At 67.2% G+C, this 15,365-nt stretch carries 13 protein-coding genes; 7 read left to right on the plus strand and 6 right to left on the minus strand.

Going from position 1 to position 15,365, the window contains the following annotated elements; genetic code table 11:
• Position 1: 1 nt before the first annotated feature.
• The 4 genes from SB764_RS19520 to SB764_RS19535 form a co-directional block, all read right to left on the minus strand.
• Positions 2-895, minus strand: coding sequence for an ABC transporter permease (locus tag SB764_RS19520; RefSeq protein ID WP_065059018.1), 894 nt, complete (start codon positions 893-895; stop codon positions 2-4).
• A 23-nt stretch (positions 896-918) separates the two neighbouring features.
• Positions 919-1,857, minus strand: coding sequence for an ABC transporter permease subunit (locus tag SB764_RS19525; protein ID WP_110326378.1), 939 nt, complete (start codon positions 1,855-1,857; stop codon positions 919-921).
• Positions 1,858-1,870: 13 nt separating this feature from the next.
• Entirely contained in the window at positions 1,871-3,505 is a 1,635-nt protein-coding gene (locus SB764_RS19530; protein ID WP_410864448.1) for a peptide ABC transporter substrate-binding protein, read from the minus strand.
• A 405-nt stretch (positions 3,506-3,910) separates the two neighbouring features.
• Positions 3,911-4,804, minus strand: coding sequence for a LysR family transcriptional regulator (locus SB764_RS19535; RefSeq protein ID WP_410864450.1), 894 nt, complete (start codon positions 4,802-4,804; stop codon positions 3,911-3,913).
• 87 nt (positions 4,805-4,891) lie between these two features.
• Here SB764_RS19535 and SB764_RS19540 point away from each other — a divergent pair, with 87 nt between their 5' ends.
• The gene (locus tag SB764_RS19540) at positions 4,892-5,686 is read left to right on the plus strand and encodes an NAD(P)H-dependent oxidoreductase (RefSeq protein ID WP_322006941.1); all 795 of its coding nucleotides are present in this window, start codon (positions 4,892-4,894) and stop codon (positions 5,684-5,686) included.
• A gap of 9 nt (positions 5,687-5,695) precedes the next feature.
• Here SB764_RS19540 and SB764_RS19545 read toward each other — a convergent pair whose 3' ends face one another.
• Positions 5,696-7,132: an ATP-binding protein gene (locus SB764_RS19545; RefSeq protein WP_410864452.1), complete on the minus strand. Its 1,437-nt coding sequence runs from the start codon at positions 7,130-7,132 to the stop codon at positions 5,696-5,698.
• A 59-nt stretch (positions 7,133-7,191) separates the two neighbouring features.
• Positions 7,192-7,956 carry a response regulator gene (locus SB764_RS19550; RefSeq protein WP_065059022.1) on the minus strand — a complete coding sequence of 255 codons (765 nt, stop codon included), beginning with the start codon at positions 7,954-7,956 and terminating at the stop codon, positions 7,192-7,194.
• Positions 7,957-8,178: 222 nt separating this feature from the next.
• On the opposite strand from SB764_RS19550, the gene SB764_RS19555 reads away from it, so the two are divergent.
• The 6 genes from SB764_RS19555 (at position 8,179) to SB764_RS19580 (ending at position 15,316) form a co-directional block, all read left to right on the plus strand.
• Positions 8,179-9,366, plus strand: coding sequence for an ABC transporter substrate-binding protein (locus SB764_RS19555; RefSeq protein WP_410864734.1), 1,188 nt, complete (start codon positions 8,179-8,181; stop codon positions 9,364-9,366).
• The gene (locus SB764_RS19560; protein WP_080180456.1) at positions 9,363-10,505 is read left to right on the plus strand and encodes a FecCD family ABC transporter permease; all 1,143 of its coding nucleotides are present in this window, start codon (positions 9,363-9,365) and stop codon (positions 10,503-10,505) included. Before SB764_RS19555 ends, SB764_RS19560 begins: the two co-directional genes overlap by 4 nt.
• Positions 10,502-11,332 carry an ABC transporter ATP-binding protein gene (locus SB764_RS19565; RefSeq protein WP_065059023.1) on the plus strand — a complete coding sequence of 277 codons (831 nt, stop codon included), beginning with the start codon at positions 10,502-10,504 and terminating at the stop codon, positions 11,330-11,332. The genes SB764_RS19560 and SB764_RS19565 overlap by 4 nt, the downstream gene beginning before the upstream one ends.
• Before the next feature lie 167 nt (positions 11,333-11,499).
• On the plus strand, positions 11,500-12,639 hold the full coding sequence (locus SB764_RS19570; protein ID WP_410864454.1) for a porin: 1,140 nt from the start codon (positions 11,500-11,502) through the stop codon (positions 12,637-12,639).
• Positions 12,640-13,087: 448 nt separating this feature from the next.
• Positions 13,088-13,897 (plus strand): type IV pili methyl-accepting chemotaxis transducer N-terminal domain-containing protein, encoded by an 810-nt coding sequence (locus SB764_RS19575; RefSeq protein WP_410864456.1) that lies wholly within the window; start codon positions 13,088-13,090, stop codon positions 13,895-13,897.
• Positions 13,898-13,921: 24 nt separating this feature from the next.
• The gene (locus tag SB764_RS19580; RefSeq protein WP_074985107.1) at positions 13,922-15,316 is read left to right on the plus strand and encodes an MFS transporter; all 1,395 of its coding nucleotides are present in this window, start codon (positions 13,922-13,924) and stop codon (positions 15,314-15,316) included.
• Positions 15,317-15,365: the final 49 nt, after the last annotated feature.

A 15,365-nucleotide genomic window follows, 5' to 3' on the forward strand; every position in this document is an offset into this window, starting at 1 on the left:
CTCAACGCTCCCGCGGGTCGAGCGCATCGCGCAGCCCGTCGCCGACGAAGTTCACGCAATAGAGCGTCGTGCACAGCAGCGCGGCGGGACAGAGCAGCAGCCACGGCATGGCTTCGAGTTTCTGCGCGCCGTCCTCGATCAGCACGCCCCAGCTCGTCATCGGTTCCTGCACGCCGAGGCCGAGGAACGACAGCACCGACTCCGTGAGAATGATGGCCGGGACCGTGACCGTCGCGTACACGGCGACGATGCCCGCGAGATTCGGCACGATATGCCGGACGATGATCGCGGCAGGCTTCACGCCGATGGCGCGCGCCGCGTCGACGAACTCGCGTGTGCGCAGCGAGAGCGTTTGACCACGCACCACGCGCGCCATGTCGAGCCACGAGAACGCGCTGATCGTCAGCACGACGAGCGAGAACGCGCGGCCAAACAGCGTGACCATCAGGATCGCGATCAGCATGTACGGAATCGCGTACATCATGTCGACGAGGCGCATGAGGACGGCGTCCGTGCGGCCGCCGAGATAGCCGGCCGTGGCGCCGACCAGCACGCCCGCGAGCGTCGACACCAGCGTGCCGAGCAGCCCGACTTCGAGCGAGACGCGTCCGCCGACGAGCGTGCGCGCGAGCAGATCGCGGCCGAGTTCGTCGGTGCCGAACCAGTGGCCGCCTTGCAGCGTGGGCGCGAGGCTGATGGCGCTCCAGTCGCTTTCGGTGGGCGAATTCGTCAGCAGCAGTGGGCCGATGAAACAGGCGAGCGCGATCAGCACGAGCAGCGCGAGACTCGCGAGCGCCGCGCGATGGCGCACGAAACGCGCGAGCGCGGGCGGCAACGCGCGCCGTGTCCGGCGTGTCTCGTCGGCGTGCGCGGGAGGAGTGGAGAGGGCATTCATGGCGTGAAAATGAACAGGCGCGATCAGTAGCGGATGCGCGGATCGAGCCACGCATACGCCAGATCGACGAGCAGGTTGAACAGCACGGCGCAGACCGTGGTGAGCACGACGAGGCCGAGCACGAGCGTGTAATCGCGATTGACCGCGCCGTTGACGACCAGTTGGCCGAGCCCCGGCAGCGCGAACACCGACTCGGTGACCACGGCGGCCGTGATCGACGAAATGCATACCGGGCCGAGCAGCGACACCACCGGCATGAGCGCGGGACGCAGCGCATGGCGCAGCACGATGGTGTGGCCGGGCAGACCCTTGGCGCGCGCGGTGCGGATAAAGTTGCCCGACAGCACTTCGATCAGGCTGCCGCGCATCACGCGCGCGATCGACGCCATGTTGACGACCACCAGCAGCGCGATGGGCAGCACGCGGTAATGCCATTCGCCGTCGCCCCAGCCGCCGGCGGGCAGCAAGCCGCCGCCGTCGTGCGATTTGATCAGGATGGCGAAACACAGCACGAGCACCGGACCGAGCACGAACGGCGGCACCACGTTGCCGAGATTGCCGAGCAGCATCACCGCATGGTCGATCAGGCTGTTGCGGCGCACGGCGGCCAGCGCGCCCAGCGCCACGCCGAACAGCACGGCGAGCGGAATCGACACGCCGCCGATGCCGAGGCTGATCGGCAGCGCCTTGCGCACGAGTTCGTTCACGGACCAGTCGGCGTACCGGAACGAGCTGCCGAGATCGCCGTGCAGCAGCGCGCCCAGATAGCGCAGATACTGCTGCCAGAGCGGTTCGTCGAGGTGGTAGCGCGCGTTGAGATTCGCGAGCGCCGCCGCCGAGAGCGGCTTGTCGGTGTCGAACGGGCCGCCGGGCGTGCAATGCAGCAGCAGGAAGCAGGCGGTCACGACCGCGAGCACGGTGGGGATCGCCCAGAGCAGGCGGCGCAAGGTATAGGCGAACATGGCGAGGCGCGGATCAGTGCTTGAGGATGTACATGTCCTGCGTGGCGCGCTGGTCGATGTAGTTCGTCAGCGAATAGCCCGCGACATAGGACTTCACGAGACGCGCGCTCGCGTACTGGAACAGCGGCAGCAGCGGCGTGTCGGCCATCGCGCGATTGAACGCCTCGGTGAGCATCGCTTCGCGTTCCGTCTCGTCGGTCTGACGATTCGCCTGTGCGACGTCGGCATCCACTTTCTGATTGCAGTAACGCTGATCGTTCTGCGGGCTGCCGCATTGAATCAAGCCGAAGTACGACATCGCGTCGTTGTAGTCGACATACCAGCCGTCGCGCGCGATCTGATATGCCGCGTCGTGACGTTGCTTGAGCAGCACCTTGAATTCGAGGTTCTCGATCGTCGCGTTCACGCCGAGCTTCGTGCGCCACTCGCTTGTTGCGAACAGCGCGACCTTCTTGTGCATCTCGTTGGTGTTGTAGATCAGCTTGAAACTCAGCGGCTTCGCATCGGAATAACCGGCCGCTTTCAGCAGACCGTGCGCGGCTTCCACGCGTTTCGCCATCGGCCACGCTGCCCAGTCGGGCGCATACGGATGCGCGCCCTTCGTGCCGTTCACGATCAGGCCATAGGCGGGACGCTCGCCGTTCTGCGTGATCTTCGCGGTGAGCAGGTCGCGGTCGAGCACCATCGACAGCGCCTGACGCACACGCGCGTCGCGCAGCGCGGGATCGGTGTTGTTGAGCGCGTAGTAGTACGTGCCGATCTGCGTGCCGGCGCGCAGCTCGGGACCGAACTGCTTCTGGATCTGCGCGTACTGGCCGGACGGCAGTTGATACGTCATGTCGATCTGGCCGGACTGGAACATGCGCATGGCGGTTTCGTCGCTCTCGATCGGCAGATACGTGACCTTCGAAATGGCCACGCGCGCGGCGTTCCAGTACTGCGGATTCTTCATCAGCACGATGCGGTTGTTCGGCTGCCAGTCGGCGAGCACGTACGGACCGTTGCTGACGAGATTGCCGGGACGCGTCCAGCTCGCGCCATACTTCGCGACGGTCGCGCGGTCGATGGGCGCCATGCTCGCACTGGCCGTCAGTTCGGGGAAGAAGGGCGCGGGCGCTTCGGTCTTGACTTCGAGCGTGGTCGCGTCGATCGCGCGCGCGCCCAGACTCGTCACGGGCGACTTGCCCGCGATGACGGCCTTCGCGTTCTGGAGGAATTCGATCGCGACGGTATAGACCGATGCCGTCTTCGGATCGGCCATGCGCTGCCATGCGTAGACGAAATCGGCGGCGGTCACCGGATGGCCGTCGCTCCATTTCGCCTCGCGGCGCAGCTTGAAGATCCACGTATCGGGCGTGGGATGCGTCCACGATTCGGCCACGCCCGGCACCACGTTGCCCGCCGCGTCGATGCGCGTGAGCCCTTCATACACGTCGATGCCCACGAGATTCGCGCCAACCGATTCGATGCGTGCGGGATCGAGCGACTCGATTTCGGCGAGCAGTTGCCGCGTGATTTCCTGCTTCTGCGCGAGCGCGGTGCCAGCCGGAATCGTGACGGCGAACACGCCGCCGCTTTGCGCGACGCAGAACGTGGTGATCGCGGCGAACGCAGCGGCGCGGAGTAAAAGTCGGGTACGGTAGCTCATTCGTTATCCTGATTAACTGTTCTTTGACATTGACGTGCCGGTCGTCCGCTTGTCGTTCGATGACGCGAGGCGATTAACGCGCGCTGCCGCGTGAAAATTCGAGAATTAGCCTGCTCTGGCGAGCCGGGGGCGATTATTGAAACCGCGCCAGGGCTTGTCAATCCGGAGGGATGCGCCGCAAGAATCGGAGTTATCTGATAGTGGGGCGTTGGCGGCGTGTGCGCGCTTCGAGCGTGCGTGATGCACGCGAATGCGTAAGCCGTTGATATTGAGTGACTTATTTTGCGCGATGTCGGCGGCGATCCGGGCGATGCCGCGCGCGCTTTGCGCAATGGGTTACACGAGCGCGCCGCGCGATGTTTCGCGCCGTGACGGCGCGTTGCGTTTAATCAATCGCGCAAGCGCTCACATCGCGGCGGCGATCTGCTCGCGCAGCCAGCGATGCGCCGGATCGCGATGCACGCGCTCGTGCCACAGCATGCACATCTCATAACCGGGCACCTCGACGGGCGCTTCGACAAGCCACAGCGCCGGATTGCCGCGCACGAGCCGCCACGGCAGCATCGCGACCAGATCGGTCTGCGAGATCGCGGCGATCACGAACAGAAAATGCGGCACCGAGAGCACCACGCGGCGCGCGAGTCCCGCTTGCGCGAGCGCTTCGTCGGTGACGCCGCGAAAGCCGCCGCCGTCCGGCGAAACGATTACGTGTTCGAGTTCGCAGAACTGCTTCGCGTTCGGACGGCGCTTCAGGCGCGGATGTCCGGCGCGCCCGGCCAGCACGTAACGCTCCTTGAACAGCAGTTTCTGGCGCAGCGTGTCGGGCGCGCCGCTGACGATATGCATCGCGAGATCGATCTCGCCCTGTTCGGCGGCCCTGGCGAGATTCGCGGGCGGCAGTTCGATCACGGCGAGGCGCGTATGCGGCGCGGTCGCGCGCAGCGCGTTGAGCGCGGGCAGCACGATGGTCGATTCGCCGTAGTCGGTGGCGGACACGCGCCAGGTGTGTTGCGCCGCCGACGGATCGAACGGGCCTTCGGGCGCGACCGCACGCTCCAGCGCGTCGAGCGCTTCACGCAGCGGTTCGCGCAAGGACTCGGCGCGCGCCGTCGGCCGCATGCCGCGCGGGCCGGGCAGCAGCAGCGGGTCGCCGAGCAGGTCGCGCAGACGCGCCAGTTGCACGCTCACGGCGGGCTGCGAAAAGGCGAGCCGTTCGGCCGCACGCGTGACGTTGAGTTCGTCGAGCAGCACGTCGAGCGTGACCAGCAGATTCAGATCGAGACGACGGAGATTATTCACGGTAATACCTGCCATTGCCGATATTCATTTCCAATATAGCAGAGCGGCCACTAAGCTCGACCTCACTTACCCAAACGGAGTGTCGTCATGAACGTGCTGCTGGTCTATGCCCATCCCGAACCGCGCTCGCTGAACGGTTCGCTCAAGAACTTCACCGTCGAGCGTCTCGAACGCGCGGGCCATACGGTGCAGGTCTCGGATCTCTACGCGATGAACTGGAAAGCCACGCTCGACGCCGACGACGCGCCCGCGCGCGATCTCGCCGAGCCGTTTCGTCCGTCCACCGATTCGCGCCACGCATTCGAAGGCGGCACGCAACCCGCCGATATCGCCGCCGAGCAGGAAAAACTGCGCTGGGCCGACGCCGTGATCCTGCAATTTCCGCTCTGGTGGTTCACGATGCCTGCGATTCTGAAGGGCTGGGTGGAGCGCGTGTATGCCTACGGTTTCGCGTACGGCGTGGGCGAGCATTCGGATCAGCGCTGGGGCAGCCGTTACGGCGAAGGCACGCTGGCCGGCAAGCGCGCGATGCTGATCGTGACCACGGGCGGCTGGGAGTCGCATTACGGTCCTCGCGGCATCAACGGGCCGATCGACGACATACTGTTTCCGATCCAGCACGGCGTGCTGTATTACCCCGGTTTCGACGTGCTGCCGCCGTTCGTGGTCTATCGCACTAGCCGCATGGACGACGCGCGTTTTGCGCAGACGCGTGCGGCGCTCGGCGAGCGGCTCGACCGTTTGTGGGAGACGGCGCCCATCGCATTTCGTCAGCAGAATGCGGGGGCTTACGAGATTCCCGCGTTGACCTTGCGCGACGAGATCGCGCCCGGGCGCACGGGTTTTGCCGCGCATGTCGATGGCGCGGGCGCGGCTTCCTGAGCGTGTGGATCAGTCGTCGCGCGGCAGCACGAGTTCGGCGTCCAGACCGGCGATGCGGCCCTGTTCGATGCGATTTACGAGCGTGAGGGTGCCGCCGTGCGCGGCGGCCACGCTGCGCGCGATGGTGAGTCCGAGGCCCGTGCCGCCTGCCTGCGCTTCGCCTTCGCCGCCGTCATCGCGCCGCAGCGAGGCAATGCGGAAATACGGCTCGAACACGCGTTCGCGCAACGCGTCGTCGGCGATACCGGGGCCGTTGTCGCTCACGGTCACGTGCACGCTGTCGCCATCGTCGCGCACCGCGATGTGCGCCGCGCCGCCGTAGCGGATCGCGTTGTCCACGAGATTTTGCAGACCGCGCTTGAGATTGCGCGCAAAGCCGCGCACGGGCGCACGCGTCGCGCCGCTCACGCTCACGGCCTGACCGGCCTCGCGCGCGTCGGCGGCGAGGCCTTCGAGCATCGAGTCGAGATCGATTTTCTGATGCGCCTCCGTGACTTCCACGCCTTGCACGGCGTCGAGCGTCGCGCGCACCATCGCTTCCATTTCATCGAGGTCGCCGCGCAGCCGCTCGCGCCACGCGGGATCGGGCAGCATTTCCGCGCGCAGCCGCAAGCGCGTGAGCGGCGAGCGCAGATCGTGCGAAACCGCCGCGAGAAAGCGCGCGCGCTGCGCGAAGCTGTCGATCAATTGCTGCTGCATCGCGTTGAATGAATGCGCCGCGCTGCGCACTTCCTGCGGCCCGGTTTCGGGCAGCGGTGCCCGATGGATGTTGCGGCCGAGCGCCTGCGCCGCACGCGTGAGTTGACGCAACGGCGCGAGCGCGAAACGCACGCCGACGAACGCAATCGCGCAGACCGCTGCGAAGCGCAGCAGATAAATCCGCAGCAGATAGTCGAACACGAGTTCGCCGCGTTCCGAATGCATGCCGGCCTGGCCTTCCTTCGATTGAATCTCGAGCCAGCCTTGCTGAGGAATATTCAGGAATACGTGGAAATCGCCCGTCGGCATGCGCGAGTCGAACAGGCTGAGGATGCCGCGATGACGGCCGTCGTCGTCGCGCAGATGCGCATCGAGCAGACGCACTTCGATGGGCGTGCCGAGGCGTTTGCGGATCACGCCTTCGATCAGCCCGCTTGTCGCGCGCAACGTGAGCGAGGGCGCGGGCGGCGCGGCGGGCGGCGTGCCCTGCACCCAATGCAACTGGTAGCGGTCGTCGCCGAGCGCGCTCAGCACGCTCGCGCGCGCGGCGGCATCGGGCGCGCGTTCGAGCAGGCGCACGGTATCGGCGAGGCGGCTCGCGAACAGGCGCGCGGGGATTTCGAGCGTGCGGTTGTCGTGCGTGTCGAACCAGATCGTGCTGGTGAGCAACTGGCCCGCGAACATGCCCGCCGCGAGGATCAGCACGAGACGGCCGAACAGCGTGTCGGGCCAGAAGGCGCGCTTCACGCGCTGCCATCCGCGTTGCAGACCCCGTTGCAAGCCACACGTCGGGGCGTCCGGCGTCGTCACGCTTCGTGGCTCACATCGGCGACCAGCATGTAGCCCTCGTTGCGCACCGTGCGGATCAGCGCGGCATTGCGCGCCGAATCCTGGAGGTGATGGCGCAGACGGCTCACGCACACGTCGATCGAACGGTCGAGCGGCGTGTGGTCCTTGTCGAACACCTGTTCGAGCAGGAATTCGCGCGACAGCGGCCGGTTCGGATGATCGAGCAGCGTGCGCAGCGTGCGGTAGTCGGAGCCGCCGAGCGAGACCACCACGCCGTCGGGCGAGAGCATCTGCTTCATGCGTGTGTCCAGACGCCACCCCGCGAAACTCACGAACGCGCTGGCGTCGCCGTGGCGTCCGTGCTGGGCGTGCGGCGCAGGGTGCGCATGCGCCGCGTGGGGCGAACCCGAACCCGGCACGACGCGCGCACGGCGCAGCACGACCTTGATCTTCGCGACCAGTTCGCGCGGATCGAAGGGCTTGGGCAGATAGTCGTCGGCGCCCATTTCGAGGCCGAGAATGCGGTCGAGCAGGCCGCCGCGCGCCGACAGCATGATGATCGGCACCGCGTTTTCGCGGCGCAATTCGCGCGTGAGATCGAGGCCGTCCTCGCCGTCGAGCATGAGGTCGAGCACGATCAGGTCGATCTTTTGCTGGCGCAGCGTCTGCTTCATCTGCGCGCCATTGGTGGCCGCGCTCGCTTCGTAGCCCATGTCGCGCAGATAGTCGCGCAGGAGCGTGCGGATATTGGGGTCGTCGTCGACGACGAGTATGTGGTCCATCGCTGTTCTTTTTCCGCTGCGGGCGGCGCCAACACATTCCATTACAAAAGCGCCGCTTCTCAACACATTGCCATTACATCGCGCCGCTAAAGTGTGGCCTGCAAATAGCAATCGTTCTCATTTATGAACTATATCACGCCCGTTTCCCGCGCCACGATTGCGTCGCACGCCGAACCTTTCGCCCGCCTTGCACGCACGGCCGCCGCCGCGGCCACGCTGGCGATGGGGCTTTGCCTGAGCGCCTCGCAGGTGTGGGCCGCCACGCCTGCTGCACCCGCGACGTCGAGCGCGGCCGCCACGGTCAATGCCGCGGCCGCGCCCGCCGCGCAGACCGTCACCGACCTCGCCGGCCGCACGGTGAAGATTCCCGCCAATCCGCACCGCATCCTGCTCGGCGAAAGCCGTCTGCTGTCGGCGATCGCGCTGCTCGAAGGCCAGCAGCCGCTCGCGCGCATCGTCGGCTGGCAGGGCGATCTGCCCGCGATGGACCCGCAGACCTTCGACGCCTACGCGCGCAAGTTCCCGCAGATCCGCACGATTGCGCTGATCGGCAAGGCGACCGAGGACAGCATCAGCGACGAAAAGGCGCTCGCGCTCAAGCCCGACGTGGCGATTTTCAGCGTCGCCGGTCACGGCCCGAGCCGCTACAACGCGCTCGTGAAGCAACTGGAAGCGACCGGCACGACGGTGGTGTTCATCGACTTCCGCGTGCACCCGATGCAGAACACGCTGCCGAGCATCAAGCTGCTCGGCCAGGTGCTGCACCGCGAGCAGCAGGCCGATGCGTATATCGCGTTCTACCGGCAGCATCTCGCGGCGGTCGAGAACGTCGTCGACAAGATTCCGGAGAACCAGCGTCCGAAGGTGTTCGTCGACATGCTCGCGGGCGTGTGGGACGCGGGCTGCTGCCACACGGCGGGCAAGGGCAATTTCGGCGAGTTCGTGCAGGCCGCGGGCGGCCGCAATATCGCGGCGGATCTGCTGCCGGGCGTGCTCGGCGACATCAGCATGGAGCAGGTGATCGCCTCGAAGCCCGATGTCTATATCGCCACCGGCAGCCGCACCAAGCCGGGCCTCGCGTCGCTGCGCGTGGGCGCGGAAACGAGCGAGCACGATGCGCAGGCGAGCCTCGCGCAACTGGTGGCGCGTCCGGGCTTCGACACCATCAAGGCGATTCACGATGGCCGCGTGCACGGCATCTCGCACAACTACTACGACTCGCCGTACAACATTCTGGCGATCGAGGCGTTCGCGAAGTGGTTCTATCCGCAGCAGTTCAAATCGCTCGACGTGAAGGCGACGCAGGAGGAGTTGTATCGACGCTTCCTGGCCGTGCCGGTGAGCGGCACCGATTGGGTCGATGCGCCGCTGCAAACCCAGGCCGGCGCGCAGAACGAGGCCGCGCGATGAGCGACGCGCGCCTGCCGGCCGGTTCGGGCTGGCGCGCGCACCCCGAAGCCGACGCCGATGCTGATGCCGAAGCGAGGCGCGCTGCGCAAGGCGAGGAGGCCGCGCGGCAGTTGCGCGCCTACACGCGGCTCACGCGCCGGCGCGCGCTCCTGCTGGTGGCGGTCGCGCTGCTGATCGCGGCGTCGCTGCTCGTCGATCTCAGTTCGGGGCCGTCGGGCCTGCCGCTCGCGACGCTGCTGCGCACGCTGTTCGAACGCGCGTCCGCCGATCCGGCCAACGCCGTGATCGTCTGGCAGATCCGCTTGCCTTACGCGGTGATGGCGCTCGCGGTCGGCGCGGCGCTCGGCCTCTCGGGCGCGGAGATGCAGACCATCCTCAACAATCCGCTCGCGAGTCCGTACACGCTGGGCGTGTCGGCGGCGGCGGCGTTCGGCGCGTCGCTGGCCATCGTGCTCGATCTCGCGATTCCGGGCGTGGCGCAGACGTGGATCGTCTCCGCCAATGCGTTCGTGTTCGCGTTCGCCTCGGCGCTCGTGCTCGATCTGGTCGCGCGCTGGCGCGGCATGAGCACGGCGGGCGTGGTGCTGATGGGCATCGCACTGGTGTTCTCGTTTCATGCGCTCGTCGAGCTGATGCAGTTCATCGCGTCCGCCGACGCGCTCCAGGGTCTCGTGTTCTGGACGCTCGGCTCGCTCGCTCGCGCGGACTGGCCGAAGATCGGCGTGCTCGCGGCGGCGCTCGCGATCGCCTTGCCGCTCTCGATGAAAAACGCGTGGGCCCTGACCGCGCTGCGTCTCGGCGAAGACCGCGCGGCGAGCTTCGGCATCGATGTGAAGCGGCTGCGTCTGGGCACGCTGCTGCGCGTGGCGGTGCTCTCGGCGCTCGCGGTGTCGTTCGTCGGCACCATCGGTTTTGTCGGGCTGATCGCGCCGCACGTCGCGCGCGCGCTGTTCGGCGAGGACCATCGCTTCTATCTGCCGGGCAGCCTGTTGCTCGGCGCGCTGATGCTGTCGATGGCGTCGATCGCCTCGAAGCTGCTGATTCCGGGCGTGCTGATTCCGGTCGGCATCGTCACGGCGCTGGTGGGCATTCCGCTGTTCCTCGGCATCGTGGTGCGCTCGCAGGGAGGCTCGGCATGAACGGTCTCGCGATTCACGACCTGAGCGTGCGGTATGGCCGCCGCGACGTGCTGCGCGGCCTGAGCGCCGGGCCGCTGCCGCGCGGCGAGATCACGGCGCTGCTCGGGCCGAATGGCAGCGGCAAGTCCACGCTGCTGCGCACGCTCGCGGGCCTTGCGAAACCGGCGGCGGGTTCGCTCACGCTCGATGGCGCGCCGCTCGCGCTCACGGCGGCGAGCGCGCGTTCGCACAGCGTGGTCTATCTGCCGCAGGCCTTGCCGGCGGGCGTGCGGCTGCAGGTGCTGGAGTCGGTGCTGGTGGCCGCGCGCGCGGGCCGCGATCCGGCCTTGCGCGCGCGCACCGGAACCGCCGCGCAGCGCGATCTCGCGACGGCGCACGCGACGCTCGAACGGCTCGACATCGCGACGCTCGCGAACCGCTCGCTCGACGAACTCTCGGGCGGCCAGCGCCAGCTCGTCGGCATTGCGCAGGCGCTGGTGCGCGAGCCGCAGGTGCTGCTGCTCGACGAGCCGCTCTCGGCGCTCGATCTCAATCACCAGTATCAGGTGATGGCGGTGCTGCGCGACGTCACGCGCGAGCGCGGCATCGCCACCGTAGTCGTTCTACACGACATCAACGCGGCGTTGCGCGCCTGTGATCGCGCGATGCTGCTGCACGACGGGCACATCGCGCACTTCGGCCCGAGCGCCGAAGTCGTCACGCCCGCCAGTCTTGCGCAGGTTTTCGGAGTCCGCGCACGCATCGAGCCTTGCTCGCGCGGTCTTCATCAAGTGCTGATCGACGGCATCGCCGATCGCCAGGGCATCGCCAGTCGCCACACGCGTTAAGCGTGCCGCGCGGCCCAGCCAGCCCACCCTCCATCCGTTTGTTCCGCTGTGCCGATGGCGCGTCGTTTCGCGACGCCGCGCCATCGCGCGCACGCGCGCGCATCGGACAGGCACGCGGCCACGCCGCGAACGACAACTCGAACCAACACGACATACAACAGGGCATTATGAAAAAGACATTCCTGGTCGCCGCGTGCGCGGCGGCATGGACCTGCGCGGCGCATGCGCAGGACAGCGTGACGCTGTACGGCATCATCGACGCGGGTCTTTCGTTCAACAGCAACTCGGGCGGGCACAACGTCGTGGCGGCGGGCAGCGGCAACGTGACCGGCAGCCACTGGGGCTTCAAGGGGCGCGAGGATCTGGGCGGCGGCACGGCCGCGATCTTCCAGCTCGAAAGCGGCTTCTCGGTGATGAACGGCACGCTGCGCCAGGGCGGCCGCATGTTCGGCTTCCAGTCGTACGTCGGGCTCGAAAACGCGCGCTACGGCGCGCTGACACTCGGCCGCCAGTACGACTCGGTAGTCGATTACCTCGCGCCGCTGAGCTTCACGGGCCAGCACCCCGGCGGCAACAACCTGAGCGCGCACCCGTACGACAACGACAACCTCAACAACTCGTTCCGCGTGAACAATGCCGTCAAGTACGCGAGCGCGAACTACGGCGGCGTGAAGTTCGGCGCGCTCTACGGCTTCTCGAACGAAACGGGCGGCTTCGACGACAACCGCGTCTACAGCCTCGGCGCGTCGTACGACACGGGTTCGCTGCTGTTCGCGGCAGGCTATCTCCAGGCGAACAACGGCGGCAGCAGCAACACGAATGGCGCGATCACGCTGACCGAGCGCACCTTCATCGCCGCGCAGCAGCGCATTTACGGCGCGGGCGTGAACTGGCTCGCGGGCAACGCGCGCGTGGGTTTCGTGTGGACGCGCACGCAACTCGGCGGACTCGATACGATCAACGGCGCGAACAGCCTCGGCATCGGGGCGAACGGCGAGGGCGCGAACTTCTCGAACTACGAGCTGAACGCGGTCTATCACTTCACGCCCTCGTTCAGCCTGGGCGGCGAGTACACGTATACGCAGGCGACGATGTCGAGCGCGAGCGGCCAGCATCATCCGCGCTGGCATGAAGTGTCGGTGGAAGCCGATTACTACCTCTCGAAGCGCACCGATCTGTATACGCAGGTGAGCTGGCAGCATATTGCCGCCGACGGCTCGGGCCTGGGCGCGGACGTGAGCGGCCAGTCGGCGTCGAGCAGCGATCAGCAGACGGTCGTGGGCGTGGGCATCCGGCACCGGTTCTGAGCGCGCGGCCGCGCGCCCGTCGATGGTGCGCCGCGTCGTGGCGGTGCACCAGCAGCATTCATCGCAGGCACACGAATGCGGCGCTGCGTCATGCACGCGGCCCGCGCATGGTTTCCCCGCCTGAAACGGGGTCTCTTGCCAAAGCCTTACGCCATCGGCGTTTTCGCGCGCATCATGCGGTCGGGCACGCAGTTGGCATACGTATTGCTAAATAGGCTCGGGGCCAACGATGGCTCCAATGAATTGACGTGACTCCCGCATGAGCGGGGGTGAATCCGGCAGGCGGGGCAACGGCGTCCCGAAGCGATAACCCGACACGCGGCTCGGCTCAGGCCACGCGCGTGAAGGCAACGCTTCGGGACGCTTTTTTATTGGTGCTCGCGCCTGGTGACTGTTCGAGCCGCATCGCTCGTCAATCACGCTTGTTATCCATTCTGTACTCCTGACGATGAAGCACGAAACCAGCGAAGCGGTATCCGGAGAAGTGGTGGGCGAGCTGATCAACCTCTCGGGGCGTCAGCGCATGCTCTCGCAGCGCATCGTGCTGTACGTGCTGCTCGCGACGCAGGACGGCGCGCAAGGGCAGGAAGCACTCGGCGTCGCGCGCGGCTGCCTTGCCTCGTTCGCCGACGCGCACGCGCAACTCGTCGAAGGCGACGGCCATTTTCCGGGCGTATTCTCGGACGCGCTGCGTCAGCTTTACTTCGGCTCGCGCCGCGCCGACGAGCGCATTCGCGCGTTCATGAAGCTCGCAGGCGACGCGATCGCGCAGCTCGAACGCGGCGGTATCGACAAGCGCGGCGGTGCGACCAGCACGAACGCCACGAACGTTGCGAACGCCACGACTGGCATCCACGCCATCGACGCGCTCGCGAAGCTCACCGCCGAAGCCACGCCGCTGCTCGATCTGCTGCAGACGCTCACGCTCGCGTATCAGGACGCGATGCGCGGCGTCGAGGCCCAGACGCAGCGCCGCGAAGCCGAAGTCGCCGACCAGCTCGCCACCATTTCGATGCGCGCCAACATCGTCGCGCTCAATGCACGCGTGGCGGCGGCGCGCGCGGGCCAGTACGGACGCGAATTCGCCGTGATCACCGCCGAGCTGGCCAATGTGATCGGCGAAATGGACCGGCTGATTCAGGGCGTGGTCGGCGCGCGCGGCGGGCTCGATACGCGTGCGGGCAGGCCGGCGCGCAGCGGCGCCGGACAGAACATCGGAGTACGAAATCATCGGATTCACGCGCCGCTGGCGTGCTGACCGTTTTTACCTGGGGAGAGCCTCGTGAAAGACCTGCTGAACTCGCTGAAGAGCGGTAACTGGCGCGCGCTGGTCGCGTGTTTTCTGTACTTCGACACCGGCTTCACGGTGTGGGTGATGTTGGGGCCGCTCGCGCCGTTCATCCAGAAGGACATCAAGATGACACCGGGCGAACTCGGCCTGCTGGTCGCGGTGCCGGTGCTCGGCGCGGCGATCCTGCGCGTCACGCTCGGCAATCTCTATCAGGCCTGCGACGGCCGCAAGGTCGCGCTGATGGGCATTGCGCTGTCGGCGATTCCGGCGCTCGTGCTGCTGCTGATGCCGGGCACGCCGTCGTACACGCTGCTGCTGGTGCTGGGCGTGCTGCTCGGCGTGGGCGGCGCGAGTTTCGCGGTGGCGCTGCCGATGGCGGGCAGCAACTATCCGCCGAAGGTGCAGGGTCTCGTGCTCGGTCTAGCGGCGGCCGGCAACATCGGCGCGGTGCTCGACGGCTTCCTGTTCCCCGGTCTCGCCAACAGCTTCGGCTGGGCGCGCGCGACGGGCGCGGCGCTACCGTTGCTGGCGCTCGCGGCGCTCGCCGTGTGCTTCTGGGCGCGCGATCTCGGCCCGAAATCGGGCAGCGCGCCGAAAGCGATGCGCGCGTTCTTCATCACGCTCGCCGGTCTGATCGCGCTGGTGCTGGCCGTGCACGACGGCGTGTTCGGCGCGGGCAAGACCGGCGTGCTGCTGCTGCCGGTGCTCGGCGCGCTGCTCGCGATCGCGGTGCTGCCGCGTCACTATCGCGGCGTGCTCGCGGAAGGCGATACGTGGGTCGTGATGCTCGTCTACAGCATCACGTTCGGCGGTTTCGTCGGCATGTCCTCGTATGTGACGACGCTGCTGATCTCGCTCTATCAGGTGCCGAAGCTCGAAGCGGGCGTGATCATGTCGCTGCTGGCGCTGACGGGCGCGATGGTGCGTCCGCTCGGCGGCCTGATCGCCGATCGCATCTCCGGCGTGCGCGCGCTCGTGCTGCTGCTCGCCGCGATCTCGCTGTGCGACTTCGCGTTCGCCGCGTGGATGCCGCCGTTCGCCGCGGGCATCGCGCTGCTGCTGTTCACGTATGTCTGCTTCGGTCTCGGCAACGGCGCGACCTTCCAGCTCGTGCCGCGCCGCTGGACCGGCCGCACGGGTCTGATGTCGGGCATCGTGGGCGCCGCGGGCGGCATCGGCGGCTTCTATCTGCCGGTCATCATGGGCATTGCGAAGGAAAGCACGGGCAGCTATCAGATGGGTTTTGCGACGTTCGGCGCGATCGCGGCGCTGGCCTTCATGCTGGTGGTGGCGCATCGCGCGCGCTGGCTCGAATGGGCGCTCCCGCAGGAAAGCGTCATGCCGCAAGCGGCTGTGCAGACCGTCGAGGTGCGTGCGGGCAACTGAGTTCCGTCACTGCGTCACGCGTAAAAAAACGCGCTCCGGTTTCAGGCCG

Origin of the sequence: Paraburkholderia sp. SIMBA_027 (assembly GCF_046535315.1) — a bacterium.
GTDB lineage: Bacteria > Pseudomonadota > Gammaproteobacteria > Burkholderiales > Burkholderiaceae > Paraburkholderia > Paraburkholderia tropica.

Excerpts from the sequence above, each read along its gene's own strand:
- SB764_RS19520 (WP_065059018.1), bottom strand. The coding sequence starts at position 895 with ATGAATGCCCTCTCCACTCCTCCCGCGCACGCCGACGAGACACGCCGG.
- SB764_RS19525 (WP_110326378.1), bottom strand. The coding sequence starts at position 1,857 with ATGTTCGCCTATACCTTGCGCCGCCTGCTCTGGGCGATCCCCACCGTG.
- SB764_RS19530 (WP_410864448.1), bottom strand. The coding sequence starts at position 3,505 with ATGAGCTACCGTACCCGACTTTTACTCCGCGCCGCTGCGTTCGCCGCG.
- SB764_RS19540 (WP_322006941.1), top strand. The coding sequence starts at position 4,892 with ATGAACGTGCTGCTGGTCTATGCCCATCCCGAACCGCGCTCGCTGAAC.
- SB764_RS19550 (WP_065059022.1), bottom strand. The coding sequence starts at position 7,956 with ATGGACCACATACTCGTCGTCGACGACGACCCCAATATCCGCACGCTC.
- SB764_RS19555 (WP_410864734.1), top strand. The coding sequence starts at position 8,179 with ATGGGGCTTTGCCTGAGCGCCTCGCAGGTGTGGGCCGCCACGCCTGCT.
- SB764_RS19560 (WP_080180456.1), top strand. The coding sequence starts at position 9,363 with ATGAGCGACGCGCGCCTGCCGGCCGGTTCGGGCTGGCGCGCGCACCCC.
- SB764_RS19565 (WP_065059023.1), top strand. The coding sequence starts at position 10,502 with ATGAACGGTCTCGCGATTCACGACCTGAGCGTGCGGTATGGCCGCCGC.
- SB764_RS19570 (WP_410864454.1), top strand. The coding sequence starts at position 11,500 with ATGAAAAAGACATTCCTGGTCGCCGCGTGCGCGGCGGCATGGACCTGC.
- SB764_RS19575 (WP_410864456.1), top strand. The coding sequence starts at position 13,088 with ATGAAGCACGAAACCAGCGAAGCGGTATCCGGAGAAGTGGTGGGCGAG.